Raw genomic sequence first — 17,535 nt, 5'->3', positions numbered from 1 at the left:
GTCGGGTGTGTAAGCGCAGCGATGCGTTGAGCTAACCGATACTAATGAACCGAGAGGCTTAACCTTACAACACCGAAGGTGTTTTGGTGAGAGACGCAAGAGATAAGATATTTTTAGCTTGTTTTAGGGTTGGTTCCGGTGGCTTAATAGATTTAAGCGGTTGGAATAACAGAATATGCCTGGCGGCGATAGCGCGGTGGTCCCACCTGACCCCATGCCGAACTCAGAAGTGAAACGCCGTAGCGCCGATGGTAGTGTGGGGCTTCCCCATGTGAGAGTAGGGAACTGCCAGGCTTTTATTAGTGAGAACCCCGGTCGGAAGGCCGGGGTTTTTGCGTTTGTGCAATTTAGAAACCTTTTCCAGAGGGATGTGAAACGCCCTTCCCGTCAGAACCCCCTCGATGAAACTTCTTCAACTTTCTCCTGCACGCTGTACAAGTTGATGAAAAATCGTTATCGTCAGGCATCTAGAAGTCTAAACGTTTATATGGATGAAAGTAGGAGTTACCGTTATGCCGATCAGGGTGCCAGACGAATTACCCGCCGTCAGTTTTCTGCGCAATGAAAACGTGTTTGTCATGACCTCATCACGTGCTGCTACGCAGGAGATCCGTCCGCTGAAGGTGTTGGTACTGAATCTGATGCCAAAGAAGATCGAAACGGAAAACCAATTCCTGCGCCTGCTTTCTAACTCTCCGCTGCAAATCGACATCCAACTGCTGCGAATCGACAGCCGCGAGTCGAAAAACACGCCGGCTGAGCACCTGAATAACTTTTACTGTAACTTTGAAGACATTCGCGATCAGAACTTCGATGGACTGATCGTAACCGGTGCGCCGCTGGGGTTAGTGGACTTCTGTGACGTCGCCTACTGGCCGCAGATTGAGCGTGTCATCCGCTGGGCAAAGGAACACGTCACCTCCACCCTGTTTGTCTGTTGGGCGGTACAAGCTGCATTAAACGTCCTGTATGGCATCCCCAAGCTGACCCGCGAAACAAAACTCTCCGGCGTATATACTCATCAGACCTTACAACCGCATGCGTTACTGACCCGCGGGTTTGACGAAACGTTTCTGGCGCCTCACTCGCGCTATGCTGACTTCCCGGCGGACGTTCTGAGAAAGCACACCGATCTCGAGATCTTTGTGGAATCAGAACAGGCCGGCGCTTACCTGTTTGCAACCCGTGATAAACGCCTGGCTTTCGTCACGGGTCATCCGGAATACGATGCACATACGCTTTCAGGCGAATACTTTCGCGATCTTGAAGCCGGGCTGAGCCCCGCTGTTCCGGTTAATTATTTCCCTGATGACGATCCGCAACGTGCGCCGAAAGCCTCATGGCGCAGTCATGGCCATCTGCTTTTCACTAACTGGCTGAATTACTACGTTTACCAAATCACGCCTTACGATCTGCGTTATATGAATCCAACGTTAGACTGAACAACCACTCCCTCCTGATTAAACGCCGGTAAACACTACCGGCGTTTTGCGTTTGTGCTTCCCTATATTCCTGTACGGCAACCCCGATTTCCCTTTTTTCCACTGCTGGAACCGGTTTTCTTCAGAGATAAAAAATGAACTTCAATTAACTTATTGATAACAAAAATGAAAAGAAAAATTTAAAAATAAAATGGAAATTGTTTTTGATTTTAGAAATTTGTTGTCTATTCTTTGAACTGTCGGCTTGAAAAATGACCGTCGAAATACGTTACCGGGTCAGGCGCATATTCAGAAGAATGCGGCCATATGGGGATGGGAGAGAGAAATGACACAGCAAGAAATGACAACGGAGCTGCATTTTACGCGGGATTTTAGCTATCAGGAACAGCAGGTTCTTACGGACGGAGCCATCCGTTTTCTTACGGAATTGGTACAAAAATTTTCTCCCCGCCGTAAGGAGCTGTTAGAAAACCGACTGATTAATCAGAAAAAAATTGATGATGGCGCACTGCCTGATTTCATTATGGAAACTGCTTCCATAAGAGATTCGGAGTGGACGATTCGCGGCATTCCTGACGATCTCCTGGACCGTCGCGTAGAAATTACCGGTCCCGTTGAGCGCAAAATGGTTATCAATGCCCTGAATGCCAACGTAAAAGTTTTTATGGCGGACTTTGAGGATTCGCTGGCGCCGGGATGGGAGAAAGTCATCGACGGCCAGCTCAATCTGCGTGATGCCGTGAAGGGAACGATCAGCTTCATCAATGAACAGGGCAAAGAATACAGCCTTAATCCCGATCCGGCGGTGTTGATCTGCCGCGTTCGCGGGCTGCATCTGCCGGAAAAACATGTGCTCTGGCAAGGGGAGGCAATCCCCGGTGGCCTGTTTGATTTTGCGCTCTACTTTTATCACAACTACCGTGCGTTATTGGACAAAGGCAGCGGCCCTTACTTTTACCTGCCCAAAACAGAGTCCTACCACGAGACAGCGTGGTGGAGCGAAGTATTCAGCTATGCCGAAGATCGTTTTGAATTACCGCGCGGCACAATTAAAGCGACGGTACTGATTGAAACGCTGCCGGCGGTATTCCAGATGGATGAAATCCTGTACAGCCTGCGGGATCACATTGTTGGCCTGAACTGCGGCCGCTGGGATTACATTTTCAGCTATATCAAAACGCTGAAGAACCATGCCGATCGTGTCTTGCCCGATCGCCAGTCCGTTACGATGGATAAACCGTTCCTGAGCGCCTACTCACGTCTGCTGATTAAAACCTGCCATCGTCGCGGCGCGTTCGCGATGGGCGGCATGGCGGCCTTTATTCCCAGTAAAGACGCTGAGCGCAACGCCTGGGTGCTGGATAAGGTCCGGGCGGATAAGGAGCTGGAGGCCAGCAATGGTCATGATGGCACTTGGGTTGCGCATCCCGGCCTGGCTGACGTGGTGATGGATGTTTTTAACCGCACCCTGGGCGAGCGTAAAAACCAACTGAACATCTCCCGCAGCCAGGACAGCGAGATTACCGCGCAACAACTGCTGGAGCCTTGCCCCGGAGAACGTACCGAGGAAGGCATGCGGGCTAACATCCGCGTTGCGGTGCAATACATCGAGGCCTGGATCTCCGGCAATGGTTGCGTGCCGATTTACGGACTGATGGAGGATGCCGCCACGGCGGAGATCTCCCGTACCTCCATCTGGCAATGGATTCGCCACGAGAAAACGCTGAGTAACGGAAAAGTGATAACCCGCGAACTGTTCCACACCATGCTGGATGAGGAAATGCAGGTCATTCGTCAGGAAGTGGGCGAAACGCGTTTTACACAAGGGCGTTTTGCTGATGCGGCCCAACTGATGGAGCGCATCACCACGCAGGAAACCCTGATCGACTTCCTGACGTTACCCGGATATGCCTTGCTGGACTAATAACCCTTAACCCTACGATTTTATTAAAATTCAAGGAGCACCTGCCATGTCTACCTCTACGCCGCGTAAGCAACAAATTCAGCAACTGGAACAGCAATGGGAAAGCGACGCTCGCTGGTCGGGGATCACCCGTCCTTACAGCGCTGCTGAAGTCGTAAACTTAAGGGGATCGGTGAATCAGGAGTACACGCTGGCACAGAGAGGGGCGGCCAGGCTGTGGGAACTGTTGCACGGCGGGGCGCGTAAAGGATACGTCAACAGCCTGGGCGCGCTGACCGGCGGGCAGGCGTTACAGCAGGCGAAGGCCGGCATTGAGGCTATCTACCTCTCCGGCTGGCAGGTTGCCGCTGATGCCAACCTGGCGTCCAGCATGTATCCGGACCAGTCTCTCTACCCGGCAAACTCGGTGCCGGCGATTGTGGAGCGTATTAACAATACCTTCCAGCGCGCCGATCAAATTCAGTGGGCCAACGGCATTGAGCCGGGAGACGACCGCTATAACGACTATTTCCTGCCTATCGTGGCGGACGCGGAAGCGGGCTTCGGCGGCGTACTGAATGCATTTGAACTGATGAAGTCGATGATCGTGGCTGGCGCCGCCGGCGTGCACTTTGAGGATCAACTGGCCTCGGTGAAAAAATGCGGTCATATGGGCGGAAAGGTACTGGTTCCAACGCAGGAAGCGGTGCAAAAACTGGTTGCCGCGCGCCTGGCTGCGGATGTTCTGGGTGTACCGACGCTGCTGATTGCCCGTACCGACGCCGATGCCGCCGATCTGATTACCTCGGACTGCGACAGCTATGACGCGCCGTTTGTTACCGGCGAGCGCACGGTGGAAGGCTTCTTCCGTACCCGTGCCGGCATTGAGCAGGCGATCAGCCGTGGTTTGGCCTACGCCCCCTATGCCGATCTGGTCTGGTGTGAAACCTCCACGCCGGACCTGGACGCGGCAAAACGCTTCGCCGACGCCATACATGCCCGTTTCCCCGGCAAACTGCTGGCCTACAACTGTTCGCCTTCATTCAACTGGAAAAAGAACCTGGACGACGCCACCATCGCGCATTTCCAGGAATCGCTTTCGGCGATGGGCTACAAATACCAGTTCATTACCCTGGCCGGCATTCACAGCATGTGGTTCAACATGTTCGACCTGGCCCATGCCTACGCGCGCGGCGAAGGTATGAAGCACTACGTAGAAAAGGTGCAGGAGAAAGAGTTCGCCTCCGTGTCTCAGGGCTATACCTTCGCTTCTCACCAGCAGGAAGTGGGCACCGGCTACTTTGACATCGTCACCAACGTGATTCAGGGCGGGGAATCCTCCGTAACGGCGCTGACCGGCTCGACGGAAGAACAACAGTTCTGATCCGGCTTACATCGCGTTAATAAACGGGTGGGGTTTCCCACCCGTTTTCGTCCATGGAGAGCGTATGACGATAGGTATGGAACAACTGGTTGCGCAGACGATCCTGCAAGGGTTCGACGCGCAATACGGGCGTTTTCTGGAAGTAACGGCCGGCGCGCAGCAGCGTTTTGAACGGGCGGACTGGCCTGCCGTACAGCAGGCGATGAAGAAACGTATTCACCTTTACGATCACCATGTCGGCCTGGTGGTGGAGCAACTGCGGCGTATTACCGGGCCGCTTTGTCATGATGCCGACTTCCTGAGCCGGGTGAAACTGGTTTACACCGGCCTCTTGCCGGATTATCCCCGCTTTGAAATTGCCGAAAGCTTTTTCAACTCGGTGTATTGCCGGCTGTTCAGCCACCGGGATTTAACGCCGGACCGCCTGTTTGTTTTCAGTTCCCAGCCGGAGCGACGCTGGCATGAGTTTCCCCGCCCGCTGGCCCGCACGTTCCATCCGGCTGACGGATGGCCTGAGATGCTGCGCACCCTGCTGCGCGATCTTCCCCTGCGTTTACCGTGGGAGGCGCCGGAGCGGGACATCAGTTATATCGTCGGCCATCTGCGGGAAACCGTGGGGGACGGCCCGCTTTCCGACAGCTATCTTCAAATCGCCAACGAACTGTTTTACCGCAATAAGGCCGCGTGGCTGGTGGGCAAACTGCACACGCCGCAGGGCGTACTGCCGTTTCTGCTGCCGATCCATCAAAACGAGCAGGGAGCGCTGTTCATCGACACCTGCCTGACCCGCTACGACGAGGCAAGCATCGTATTCGGCTTCGCGCGCTCCTATTTCATGGTGTATGCCCCGTTGCCGGCAGCGCTGGTTGACTGGCTGCGCGAGCTTTTGCCGGGAAAAACCACGGCGGAGCTGTATATGGCGATAGGCTGCCAGAAGCATGGTAAAACCGAATACTATCGCGAATACCTGAATCACATCGCCGCCTCGCGTGAACAGTTCATTATTGCGCCGGGGATCAAAGGGATGGTGATGCTGGTGTTTACCCTGCCTTCTTTCGATCGCGTATTCAAAGTGATTAAAGATCGTTTCGCCCCGCAGAAAGAAGTGGATCCGGCGCGGGTGCTGGCCTGCTATCAGTTGGTTAAGGAACATGACCGCGTGGGGCGCATGGCGGATACGCAGGAATATGAAAACTTTGTCATCGAAAAGCACCGTATCAGTCCGGAGCTGATGGAAGAGCTGTGGCGCGAGATCCCGGAAAAGCTGGAGGACACCGGCGACAGCCTGGTCATCCGCCATCTCTATATCGAACGGCGTATGATCCCGCTGAATATCTACCTTGAGCAGGCAGACGAGCGCCAACTGCATGACGCGATCGAAGAGTATGGCAATGCGATCAAACAGCTGGCCGCCGCCAATATTTTCCCGGGCGATATGCTGTTTAAAAACTTCGGCGTCACCCGGCATGGGCGCGTGGTGTTTTATGACTACGACGAGATTTGCTACATGACGGAAGTAAACTTCCGCGATATTCCGCCGCCGCGTTATCCCGAGGATGAACTCAGCGGAGAACCCTGGTACAGCGTGGCGCCCAACGACGTATTCCCGGAAGAGTTCCGCTATTTCCTGTGCGGCAACGCCCGTATCCGGGCGGTATTTGAGGAACTGCACGGTGATCTGTTTCAGGCGGATTACTGGCGGGCGGTACAACAACGCATTCGTGACGGTATTTTCGACGATGTCTTTGCTTACCGGCGTAAAAAACGTTTCGCCCAGCGCTGAGGCCGGGCGTTTTCTCAGGCATGCCCGCCGTAAGCCTGCGTGACGGCTTTGGCCGCCTTAATGACCAGCGCGCCCAGCTCAATAACCCGGTCGTCGGTGATGCGTGATACCGGGCCGGAAATTGAAATAGCGGCGAATGCCTCCTGGTGTTCGTCATAAATGCAGGCCGCTACGCAGCGCAGCCCCAGCGCATGCTCCTCATCATCAAAGGAAAAGCCCTGTTTACGGATGTGGGCCAGTTCCTCTTTCAGCGCGCCGGGATTGATCAGGGTGCGCGGAGTGTAGGTGTGTAATCCTTTCTTGTGCATCAGCCCGTTGATTGTCTCTTCCGGCAACGTGGCGAGAAACGCTTTGCCGGCGCCGGAGGCGTGCATCGGCAGCTTACCGCCGATAGGGGCGGACATACGCATCAGCTGCGTGCATTGCACCTGATCGATAATCACTGCCTGCACGTCGCTGAGATCAAGCACCGCCAGGTTCACCGTCTCTCCCGAATCTTCCATCAGGCGTCTCAGCACCGGATGCACCATTGCCAGCAGATTACGGCTTTGCAGGAAGCTGCTGCCGACCACGAAGGCGTGGGAAGCGATTGTCCACAGTCCGAGATCACCGACCTGCTGCACAAATCCCTGCTGTTGCATGGTGCTCAACAGGCGGTGTGTGGTGGAGTTGGGTAATCCTGCCTGCTGGGCGAGGTCGGTCAGCGCTACGCTGCCGTGTGCCTCGGCAATCAGTTCCAGCAGCTTCAGGCCGCGGGTCAGGGACTGAACCTGCCCGGTTGCGGCCGCTGAGGTTGGCTGGGCGGCGGCGCGGGGTTTTTTGCCGCGTTTGGCGGGAAGGGGGGTTGCCATGCTCACACTCTCCTTAATCCACCGGCCAAAACGGACACTTCACCGGCATAAATGGAATTCATTTTCGTTTTTACAGTATGCCTGCGGAAGGCGGTTTTTGCTGCTCCGATGTGTATAAAGTGTGCGCTGCCCCCGGTGACGGGCAACCTGAGATATTCTCACGATGTGCCTTCTTGGCAGGGCCTGAACCTATGCTAGGATGGTGAATCCTGCGGCCAAAATAATGAGAAAAGCCGCGTAGTAAGCGGGAAGGTAAACAGACAAGGGGTAAGTGTGAGTATGAGCGTTGAAAAACTGCGCCAGCAATTAACCAAGCGCATTCTGGTGCTGGATGGCGGCATGGGTACGATGATCCAGAGCTATCGGCTGAATGAAGAGGATTACCGCGGCAAGCGCTTTGCCGACTGGCACAGCGACCTGAAAGGCAATAACGATTTGCTGGTCCTGACCCGCCCGGAGGTGATCACCGCCATTCATTACGCCTACCTTGAAGCGGGTGCTGACATACTCGAAACGAATACCTTCAACGCGACCCGCATCGCCATGGCGGATTATCACATGGAGGATCTGTCGGCGGAAATTAACTACGAGGCCGCGCGGCTGGCGCGCGCCTGCGCCGACGAATGGACCGCCCGCACGCCAGAAAAGCCGCGTTACGTTGCCGGGATCCTCGGCCCGACCAACCGCACGGCCTCGATCTCGCCGGACGTCAACGATCCCGCCTACCGAAATATCACGTTCGATCAATTGGTAAGCGCCTACCGTGAGTCCACCCGTGCGCTGGTGGAAGGCGGCGTGGATCTGATCATGATCGAAACCATTTTCGACACCCTAAACGCGAAAGCTGCCATTTATGCGGTCGAAACGGAGTTCGAAGCGCTGGGCGTAGAACTGCCGGTGATGATATCCGGCACGATTACCGATGCTTCCGGGCGTACTTTGTCCGGTCAGACGACGGAAGCGTTCTACAACTCGCTGCGCCACGCGCGTCCCCTTTCTTTCGGCCTCAACTGCGCCCTGGGCCCTGACGAGCTGCGTCAGTACGTGGCGGAGTTGTCGCGCATTGCGGAGTGCTTCGTCAGCGCCCACCCTAACGCAGGCCTGCCGAATGCCTTCGGTGAGTACGATCTTGGCCCGCAGGATATGGCGAACCATATCGCGGAATGGGCCAATGCCGGCTTCCTTAACATCGTGGGTGGCTGCTGTGGCACCACGCCGGCCCATATCGAAGCGATCTGCCGCGTTATTGAGGGCGTGGCGCCGCGCAAGCTGCCTGAACTCCCGGTGGCCTGTCGCTTATCAGGGCTGGAGCCGCTTAACATCGGCGATGATTCCCTGTTCGTTAACGTGGGCGAACGCACGAACGTCACCGGTTCCGCCCGCTTCAAGCGATTGATCAAAGAAGAAAAATACGCTGAGGCGCTGGATGTGGCGCGCCAGCAGGTGGAGAGCGGCGCGCAGATCATCGACATCAACATGGACGAAGGCATGCTGGATGCGGAAGCGGCTATGGTGCGCTTCCTCAATCTGATCGCCGGTGAGCCGGACATTGCCCGCGTGCCGATCATGATCGACTCTTCCAAATGGGAAGTGATCGAAAAAGGGCTGCAATGTATCCAGGGCAAGGGCATCGTTAACTCCGTGTCGATGAAAGAAGGCGTGGATATCTTCATCGAGCATGCGCGTAAAGTACGACGCTACGGCGCTGCGATGGTGGTGATGGCCTTTGACGAAGTCGGCCAGGCCGATACCCGCGAACGCAAGATTGAAATTTGCCGCCGGGCTTACCAAATTCTGACACAGGAGGTGGGGTTCCCGCCGGAAGACATCATTTTCGATCCCAATATTTTCGCCGTGGCGACCGGGATTGAAGAACACAATAACTATGCTCAGGACTTTATCGGCGCCTGTGCCGACATCAAAGCAGAGCTGCCGCATGCGCTGATTTCCGGCGGCGTGTCCAACGTCTCTTTCTCATTTCGCGGCAACGATCCGGTGCGTGAGGCGATCCACGCCGTTTTCCTCTACTACGCCATCCGTAACGGCATGGACATGGGGATCGTGAACGCCGGGCAACTGGCGATCTACGACGATCTGCCCGCTGAACTGCGCGATGCGGTGGAGGATGTGATCCTCAATCGCCGCGATGACGGGACGGAGCGGTTGCTTGAGCTGGCGGAAAAATACCGCGGCAGCAAGGCGGAAGATGAAGGGGATAAACAACAGGCGGAATGGCGTGGCTGGCCGGTGACGAAACGCCTGGAGCACTCGCTGGTTAAAGGAATTACCGAATTTATCGTGCAGGACACCGAAGAAGCGCGCCAGCAGGCCGCCATGCCGATCGAAGTGATCGAAGGCCCGCTGATGGACGGCATGAACGTGGTCGGCGATCTGTTCAGCGCCGGGAAAATGTTCCTGCCGCAGGTGGTGAAGTCCGCGCGCGTGATGAAGCAGGCGGTTGCCTATCTGGAGCCGTACATCGAGGCCAGCAAAATGCAGGGCTCTTCCGCGGGCAAAGTGCTGCTGGCGACGGTGAAGGGCGATGTGCACGATATCGGTAAAAACATCGTCGGCGTGGTGTTGCAGTGCAATAACTATGAAATCATCGATCTCGGCGTTATGGTGCCGAGCGAAACCATTCTCAAGACCGCCCGCGAGCAGAACGTGGACATCATCGGGCTTTCCGGCCTGATTACGCCGTCGCTGGACGAAATGGTGCACGTTGCCAAAGAGATGGAGCGACAGGGATTCACCCAGCCGCTGCTGATTGGCGGCGCGACGACTTCCAAAGCGCATACCGCGGTGAAGATCGAGCAAAACTACAGCGGGCCGACGGTTTATGTGCAGAATGCCTCACGCACCGTCGGCGTGGTGGCGGCGTTGCTGTCAGACAAACAGCGCGACGAGTTTGTCGCCCGCACCCGCCAGGAATATGAAACCGTGCGCATTCAGCATGCGCGCAAAAAGCCGCGTACGCCGCCGGTGACGCTGGCTGCCGCCCGGGAAAATGCCGTCGCCATCGACTGGGAAAGCTACACGCCGCCGGTGCCGCACCGTCTCGGCGTGCAGGAGGTAACGGCCGGTATTGACGTTCTGCGCAATTACATCGACTGGACGCCGTTCTTTATGACCTGGTCGCTGGCCGGGAAATATCCGCGCATTCTGGAAGACGAGGTCGTGGGTGAAGAAGCACAGCGCCTGTTCCAGGATGCCAACGCCATGCTGGATACGCTGACGCGTGAAGGAACGCTGACGCCGCGCGGCGTCGTGGGCATTTTCCCGGCCAACCGCGAGGGTGATGACGTCCTGGTTTACCGGGATGAAAAGCGGGACAGCATTTTGGCCGTGAGCCGTCATCTGCGCCAGCAAACAGAAAAGAGTGATTTCCCCAACTACTGCCTGGCGGACTATGTCGCCCCGGTTGAGAGCGGAAAAGCTGACTACCTGGGCGCTTTTGCGGTAACCGGCGGGCTGGAGGAAGACACGCTGGCGGATGCCTTCGAATCACACCATGACGACTACAACAAAATTATGGTGAAGGCGGTGGCCGACCGTTTGGCAGAAGCCTTTGCCGAATACCTGCATGAGAAAGTACGCAAGGTGTACTGGGGCTACGCAGCCAACGAGAATCTCAGCAACGACGAGCTGATTCGGGAAAACTACCAGGGCATCCGTCCGGCACCGGGCTATCCGGCTTGCCCGGAGCACACGGAAAAAGCCGCGATCTGGCAGTTGCTGGACGTGGAAACGCACACCGGCATGAAACTGACCGAATCCTACGCCATGTGGCCGGGAGCCTCGGTGTCAGGTTGGTACTTCAGCCACCCGGAGAGTAAATATTTCGCCGTAGCGCAAATTCAGCGTGACCAGGTGGAAGACTACGCCGCGCGCAAAGGCATGGACGTCAGCGAAGTGGAACGCTGGCTGGCGCCCAATCTGGGGTATGACGCAGATTAATAAGAACTACGCCGGCATATGCCGGCGTAAAATTATTTATGGTCGCTCCCGTCTTTGACCGGCTTCCCCTGCCAGTATCCCGCCAACAGCGAGCCGGACAGGTTGTGCCATACGGAAAACAGCGCGCCGGGCAGCGCCGCCAGCGGCGAAAAGTAAATTTTGCCCAGCGTAGCCGCCAGCCCGGAATTCTGCATCCCTACCTCAATTGCCAGCGTACGGCAGGTGGACTCGTCGAAGCCAAACAGCTTCCCGCCCCAGTAGCCGCTTAACAGGCCAATGGCGTTGTGCAGGATCACGGCGACGATCACCACCAATCCTACCGATGCGATGTGCCCCTGACTGCCCGCCACGACTGCGCTGATGATCGCCAGAATGCAGACCATGGATAATGCGGGAAGGTAAGGTTCTAGACGGGCGACCAGCCCGCGGAACAGATGGTGAACCACCAGACCGGCGCCGATGGGGATAACCACGATTTGCAGGATGCTGAACAGCATCCCGATGATATCCACCTCAATGGCCGCGTCGACGTACAAACGGGTCAACAGCGGCGTGGCGAACACGCCGACCAGGGTAGAGAAGGCGGAAATAGTGACCGACAGCGCCACATCGCCGCGCGCCAGATAAATCATCACGTTGGACGCCGTGCCGCTGGCGACGCTGCCGACCAGCACCATCCCGGCAGAGAGGTCCGGCGGCATATTAAAGGCTTTGGCGATCGCCCAGGCCGCCAGAGGCATAATCAGATAATGCAGGAACAGGCCGGCCGCAACGGGCGCGGGGCGGGAGAGCACGCGCTTAAAATCGCCGACGTTCAGCGTTACGCCCATGGTGAACATGATCAACATCAGCAGCGGACTGATGTAAGGGCCGACGCCGGTGAACGTCGTCGGCGTAAAATAGGCCGTAATAGATAACAGTACCGCCCAGAGCGGGAACAAACGGGTGAACGTTGACAACATAGAGTAAAAACCTTTCTTGGTATTAAATAAAAAAATCCCGCCACATCATGCGGCGGGACTGGAACGATAGACGAGATTATTCAAACAAATTTTTGTGCAGAGCCTGAATAACATGCTCCGCATTTTCTCCCGGCACCAGGAAGCACAGGTTATGGCTGCTGGCGCCGTAACAAATCATCCGGATATTAAAGGGTTCCATCACGCCAAACACCTCTTTGCCAACGCCGCAGGCGCGGGAAAGGTCGTTGCCGATCAGCGCCACCAGCGCCAGATTTTCTTCCACTTCCACCCGGCAAAGCGAGGAAAGCTCGGTCAGCAGGGCGGTGGTCAGCAGGCTGTTGCCGCTGGTGCAGGAGCCGGTGGTGTCCAGCGTCAGCGCCACGCTGACCTCCGACGTGGTGATCAGATCAACGGAGATGCTGTGGCGCGCCAGAATGCCGAACACCTCGGCCAGAAAGCCACGTGCATGCAGCATGTTCAGGCTGTGCAGCGTTAACAGCGTTTGGTTGCGGCGCAGCGCCAGCGCGCGGAACAGCGGCGGCTGATTGGTTTTATTGCAGACCAGGGTGCCGCCCGCCGCCGGATCTTTGCTGGAGCCGACGAAAACCGGAATGTCGCTGCGTACTGCGGGCAACAGGGTGGCCGGATGCAGGATCTTGGCACCGAACGTCGCCATTTCCGCCGCCTCGGAGAAGCCGATTTCGTCGATACGGCGCGCCGCCGGTACGATGCGCGGATCGGTGGTGTAAATACCCGGCACGTCGGTCCAGATATCCACGCGCGCGGCGCCGAGCGCCTCGCCCAGCAGCGCGGCGGTGTAGTCGCTGCCGCCGCGCCCCAGCGTCGTGGTACGGCCTTTATCTTCGCTGCCGATGAACCCCTGGGTGACGATCAGCGTCTCTCTCAGGCGCGGGGCCAGATGGAGCTGCGCCATTTCGTGCAGCGCCCGCGTATCCGGCTCCGCTCTGCCGAAGCGGTCGTTGGTGCGCATCACTTTACGCACGTCGAACCATTCGGCCTCGACGCCGCGCTGGCGCACCAGCTCCACGAACAGCAGGGTGGAAATCAGCTCGCCGTGGCTGACCAGCTCGTCGGTCAGCGCCGCTGACGTAGCGAGCGCCGCCGCTTCCGAGAGCATGGTGATATTTTCCAGCAGGCGGTCGATCTCCTCACGCAGCACCACGGACTCCCGCAGCGAGCCCAAAATGGCGTATTGAATACGGCGGATCTGATCGATCAGGTCATGGCGTTTTTCTTGTTCGCAGCCTTCGGCCAGGGCGACCAGCAGATTGGTGACGCCTGCAGATGCAGACAGCACAACTACGCGCACGTCAGGATTGGACAGCACGATATCCGCGCTGCGGTTCATGGCGTCGGCGTCGGCGACGCTGGTCCCGCCAAATTTTGCGATGATGGTATTTGTCATAAAAGCCTCGTGTCAGGGAAGCCGGTTACGCCAATCGTCAGGGCTACACGGCCAAAAATTCCATACCTTGGCACAAGGAAAGAGCGTACGGGGGAGCACAAGCGTAGTGGTGGCACGCTACGATACACCCAGAAGCGCCCCACCTTGGCGATACCCCCGGAATACAAGGAGCATCGAGGTGACAGCCCAGAGGATTCAGCCCCTGTAGCCGACGCGGCAATTCGGTCATTACCCCGCCTCGGCGTTGCACCCCCTTGCGTATCGTCAGCGGAAACCGTCTCCTCGGATACGTTACCTGAGCAACGCGCCTCTTCTGGCTTGTACACGTGGTGTACAAGTAGGGTTTTAGAAATAACCAGTTATGCCGGCTGTGTCAATGCGATTCATTTGAGCAAAATTCATTTTGAAATTGCATGGATGAGATGCGGGAAATAGAAGAGATATCTCCCTGAAAAATATGCTTTTCCAGAGAATGACTCTGCCATTAGCAGCGTGATAACCACCCCGGCGGAAGATAAGGCTTGCTAATGGCAAAAAACGGATTAGAGGCTTTCATACAACGACGGGTATCCGGCAACAGGGAATGCGGCGCCGTGCTTATTTCCGGTTAAACTTGTTGGCAAAGGGCTCTTCGGAACCGTCGGTTGCCGGCAAATGCTGAATGGAGTCAGTATCAGGCGTGGCAGGGATGTAACAGTTTCTGCCTATCGCAATAAAAGAGATAGCAACCCGGACGGAAAGGGATACAATCCGATGAAGGTTAACTCTCATTTTCACATGTATAAGGGCGTCGTTATGAAGAATATCAACCCGGTTAACACTTCCGCCTGGCAGGCGCTGCAAACGCATTACGACCAAATGAAGTCGGTGCAGATGCATGATTTGTTTGCCCAGGATGCCGACCGTTTCTCCAAGTTCTCTGCCACGTTCGAAGATCAGATGCTGGTGGATTTCTCCAAGAACCGCATCACGTCAGAGACCCTGGAAAAGCTACAAGCGCTGGCGAAGGAAACCGATCTGCAAAGCGCCATCGCCTCCATGTTCGCCGGTGAGAAGATTAACCGTACTGAAGACCGCGCCGTGCTGCACATCGCGCTGCGTAACCGCGCCAATACCCCGATTATCGTGGACGGCAAAGACGTGATGCCGGAAGTGAATGCGGTACTGGCGAAGATGAAACAGTTCTGCGCCCGCGTGATTGGCGGAGAGTGGAAGGGCTATACCGGCAAAACCATTACCGACGTGGTAAACATCGGCATCGGCGGCTCCGACTTAGGGCCGTACATGGTGACCGAAGCGCTGAAGCCTTATAAAAACCACCTTGGCATGCATTTCGTCTCCAACGTAGACGGCACGCACATCGCCGAAACGCTGAAAACCCTGAATCCGGAAACTACCCTGTTCCTGGTGGCCTCCAAAACCTTCACCACACAGGAAACCATGACCAACGCCCACAGCGCGCGCGACTGGTTCCTGAAAGCCGCCGGCGACAGCGCTCACGTGGCGAAACACTTCGCCGCGCTGTCCACCAACGGCAAGGCCGTGGCCGAGTTCGGCATTGATACCGCCAACATGTTTGAGTTCTGGGACTGGGTCGGCGGACGTTATTCCCTGTGGTCCGCCATCGGCCTTTCCATCGCGCTGAGCGTCGGTTTCGACAACTTCGAGCAGTTGCTGAGCGGCGCGCACGCCATGGACAAGCATTTCTCCACCACCCCGGCGGAGAAAAACCTGCCGGTGCTGCTGGCCCTGATCGGCATCTGGTACAACAATTTCTTCGGCGCGGAAACCGAAGCGATCCTGCCGTACGACCAGTATATGCACCGCTTCCCGGCTTATTTCCAGCAGGGCAACATGGAGTCCAACGGTAAATACGTCGATCGCAACGGCAACAACGTCAGCTACCAGACCGGCCCGATTATCTGGGGCGAACCGGGCACCAACGGCCAGCATGCGTTCTACCAGCTGATTCACCAGGGCACCAAGCTGATCCCGTGTGATTTTATCGCGCCGGCCATCAGCCATAACGCGTTGGGCGATCACCACAGCAAGCTGCTGTCTAACTTCTTTGCGCAGACCGAGGCGCTGGCATTCGGTAAGTCCCGTGAAGCAGTGGAAGAAGAGTTCGCCAAGGCCGGTAAAACGGCGCAGGAAGTGGCTCATATCGTGCCGTTTAAGGTGTTTGAAGGTAACCGCCCGACCAACTCCATCCTGCTGCGTGAAATCACGCCATACAGCCTGGGCGCGCTGATTGCGCTGTACGAGCACAAAATCTTCACTCAGGGCGCGATCCTGAATATCTTCACCTTTGACCAGTGGGGCGTAGAGCTGGGCAAACAGCTGGCGAACCGTATTCTGCCTGAGTTGCAGGGAAGTGAAGAAGTCACCAGCCACGACAGCTCAACCAACGGTCTGATTAACCGTTTTAAGAACTGGCGTTAATCCGCAGCTGAAATGAAAAATGCCGGGTTTTCCCGGCATTTTTGCGTCTTATCAGGCCTGAGCGGCGTTTTGTCCCAGCACCCTTTGCTTCAGCCAGTCCTTCCCTTCCACGAACCGTGTCACCATCATGGCGCACACCGTATTCCCGGTGGAGTTAAGCAACGTGGCCGGTACGTCAATGATGGTGCTGATGATCATGACTGCGCCCACCAGCTCCGGCGAGAAACCGAAGACGGCGCAGATCATCAGCTCGCCGGTCATGCCGCCGCTGGGAATTGCGCCCATTACCGCGCCGACCAGGAACGCCACGCTGATGATGGCGAGAATGCTGGACGGATCGCTCATGTCTTTGTGGAACAGGGTGAACAGGAAAACAATCTTAATCACGCCGCCGATGACGGAGCCGTCTTTGTGGGTATTGGCGCCCAGCGGGATCACCGTCTCGGCGATGTCGTCCGGTACGCCCATTTTCTTCGTCGCCACCAGGTTCACCGGAATGCAGGCCGCGCTGGAGGAGGTGGCGATCGCGGTGACGGCCGGCGTCAGCACGTTGCCCCAGAACACCCGCACGCCCAGCGTACCGCCGGCGATAAAGGCGTACAGGGTATTGGCGCCGAAGAAGTAGATCACCGTCAGCAGCAGGTACAACAGGAAGGAATTCAGGTAGCCGCTGATGATCTGCGGCCCCAGTTCGCCGACGGTAGCGGCAAAGTAGCATCCCAGGCCGACTGGCGCGGCATACATGATGATTTTCACCATGCGCAAAATCACCGTGGTGCCGGAGTGCAGGAAATCAGCCACCGGTTTCCCTTTCTCTCCGGACATCGACGTCGCCAGGCCGAACAGAATGGCGAAAACGATCAGCGGCAGCAGGCTGGACTTGGTAAACAACTGCAGGAAATCCGGCACGGTAAACGTGGCGACGATAATTTCTCCCAGCCCCTTCCCGGCGTTATCCGGCGCCGGCGGCAGGTGAGCAACCAGCGAGCGGGTGTCCACGCCCTGGAACGGGTTATAAAACTGCGTACCGATATAGGCGATGATCGCGGCGAACAGGGCGGTGGAAACGAAAACGGCAAACACCGTGCCCATGATTTTCCCCAGGCGCGTCATCTGGCTCATCCCGGCGATGGATGAGGAAACGCTGAGAAACACCAATGGAACGATGATGACGAACATCAGGTTCAGAAACAGGCTTCCGACGGGTTTAACGATCAGCGCGCTTTCGCCGAAGACGACGCCGGACAGGCCGCCAACAATAATGCCCAGTAACAAAAGCAACGTAAAAGCGTAATGACGAAGTAATTTCATGTGGTTATTTTTCTCAACAACGGTGATTTCCCGATCTGTACAGCTTCCGTGTTTTACGGGGCGAACAGCGCTTT

The 17,535-nt window shown here is 56.6% G+C and carries 10 protein-coding genes, 1 rRNA gene and 1 riboswitch; of the genes, 7 read left to right on the top strand and 4 right to left on the bottom strand.

Going from position 1 to position 17,535, the window contains the following annotated elements; translation table 11 throughout:
* Positions 1-178 precede the first annotated feature (178 nt).
* The 5 genes from rrf (at position 179) to aceK (ending at position 6,512) form a co-directional block, all read left to right on the top strand.
* Positions 179-294, top strand: a 5S ribosomal RNA gene (gene rrf / locus C8D90_RS18080).
* 218 nt (positions 295-512) lie between these two features.
* A complete protein-coding gene (gene metA, locus C8D90_RS18075; protein ID WP_115459857.1) occupies positions 513-1,442 on the top strand; it encodes a homoserine O-acetyltransferase MetA in 930 nt (309 codons plus the stop codon).
* Positions 1,443-1,767: 325 nt separating this feature from the next.
* Entirely contained in the window at positions 1,768-3,366 is a 1,599-nt protein-coding gene (gene aceB / locus C8D90_RS18070; protein ID WP_115459856.1) for a malate synthase A, read from the top strand.
* A gap of 46 nt (positions 3,367-3,412) precedes the next feature.
* Positions 3,413-4,729, top strand: coding sequence for an isocitrate lyase (gene aceA, locus C8D90_RS18065; protein ID WP_115459855.1), 1,317 nt, complete (start codon positions 3,413-3,415; stop codon positions 4,727-4,729).
* Positions 4,730-4,793: 64 nt separating this feature from the next.
* Positions 4,794-6,512 (top strand): bifunctional isocitrate dehydrogenase kinase/phosphatase, encoded by a 1,719-nt coding sequence (gene aceK, locus C8D90_RS18060; RefSeq protein ID WP_115459854.1) that lies wholly within the window; start codon positions 4,794-4,796, stop codon positions 6,510-6,512.
* 14 nt (positions 6,513-6,526) lie between these two features.
* Here the strand turns inward: aceK and iclR are convergent, their stop codons facing one another.
* Positions 6,527-7,363 (bottom strand): glyoxylate bypass operon transcriptional repressor IclR, encoded by an 837-nt coding sequence (gene iclR, locus C8D90_RS18055; protein WP_115459853.1) that lies wholly within the window; start codon positions 7,361-7,363, stop codon positions 6,527-6,529.
* 273 nt (positions 7,364-7,636) lie between these two features.
* Between iclR and metH the strand changes: the two genes are divergently transcribed.
* Positions 7,637-11,320, top strand: a complete 3,684-nt coding sequence (gene metH, locus C8D90_RS18050; RefSeq protein WP_115459852.1) for a methionine synthase — start codon at positions 7,637-7,639, stop codon at positions 11,318-11,320.
* A 32-nt stretch (positions 11,321-11,352) separates the two neighbouring features.
* On the opposite strand, the gene panS is transcribed toward metH, so the two are convergent.
* Both panS and lysC read right to left on the bottom strand, forming a co-directional pair.
* Complete coding sequence (gene panS, locus C8D90_RS18045) at positions 11,353-12,282, bottom strand: ketopantoate/pantoate/pantothenate transporter PanS (protein WP_115459851.1); 930 nt, start codon at positions 12,280-12,282, stop codon at positions 11,353-11,355.
* 76 nt (positions 12,283-12,358) lie between these two features.
* Positions 12,359-13,708: a lysine-sensitive aspartokinase 3 gene (gene lysC, locus C8D90_RS18040; protein WP_115459850.1), complete on the bottom strand. Its 1,350-nt coding sequence runs from the start codon at positions 13,706-13,708 to the stop codon at positions 12,359-12,361.
* 124 nt (positions 13,709-13,832) lie between these two features.
* Positions 13,833-14,029: riboswitch (Lysine riboswitch) on the bottom strand.
* A gap of 474 nt (positions 14,030-14,503) precedes the next feature.
* Here lysC and pgi point away from each other — a divergent pair.
* Complete coding sequence (gene pgi, locus C8D90_RS18035) at positions 14,504-16,150, top strand: glucose-6-phosphate isomerase (RefSeq protein ID WP_115459874.1); 1,647 nt, start codon at positions 14,504-14,506, stop codon at positions 16,148-16,150.
* Between the two features lie 51 nt (positions 16,151-16,201).
* Here the strand turns inward: pgi and C8D90_RS18030 are convergent, their stop codons facing one another.
* On the bottom strand, positions 16,202-17,461 hold the full coding sequence (locus C8D90_RS18030; RefSeq protein ID WP_115459849.1) for a dicarboxylate/amino acid:cation symporter: 1,260 nt from the start codon (positions 17,459-17,461) through the stop codon (positions 16,202-16,204).
* Positions 17,462-17,535 lie beyond the last annotated feature (74 nt).

The organism is Enterobacillus tribolii, from assembly GCF_003363015.1.
GTDB classification, from domain to species: domain Bacteria; phylum Pseudomonadota; class Gammaproteobacteria; order Enterobacterales; family Enterobacteriaceae; genus Enterobacillus; species Enterobacillus tribolii.
Note: the sequence above shows the minus strand (reverse complement) of the source record. Positions and strands in the feature narration are given on the sequence as shown.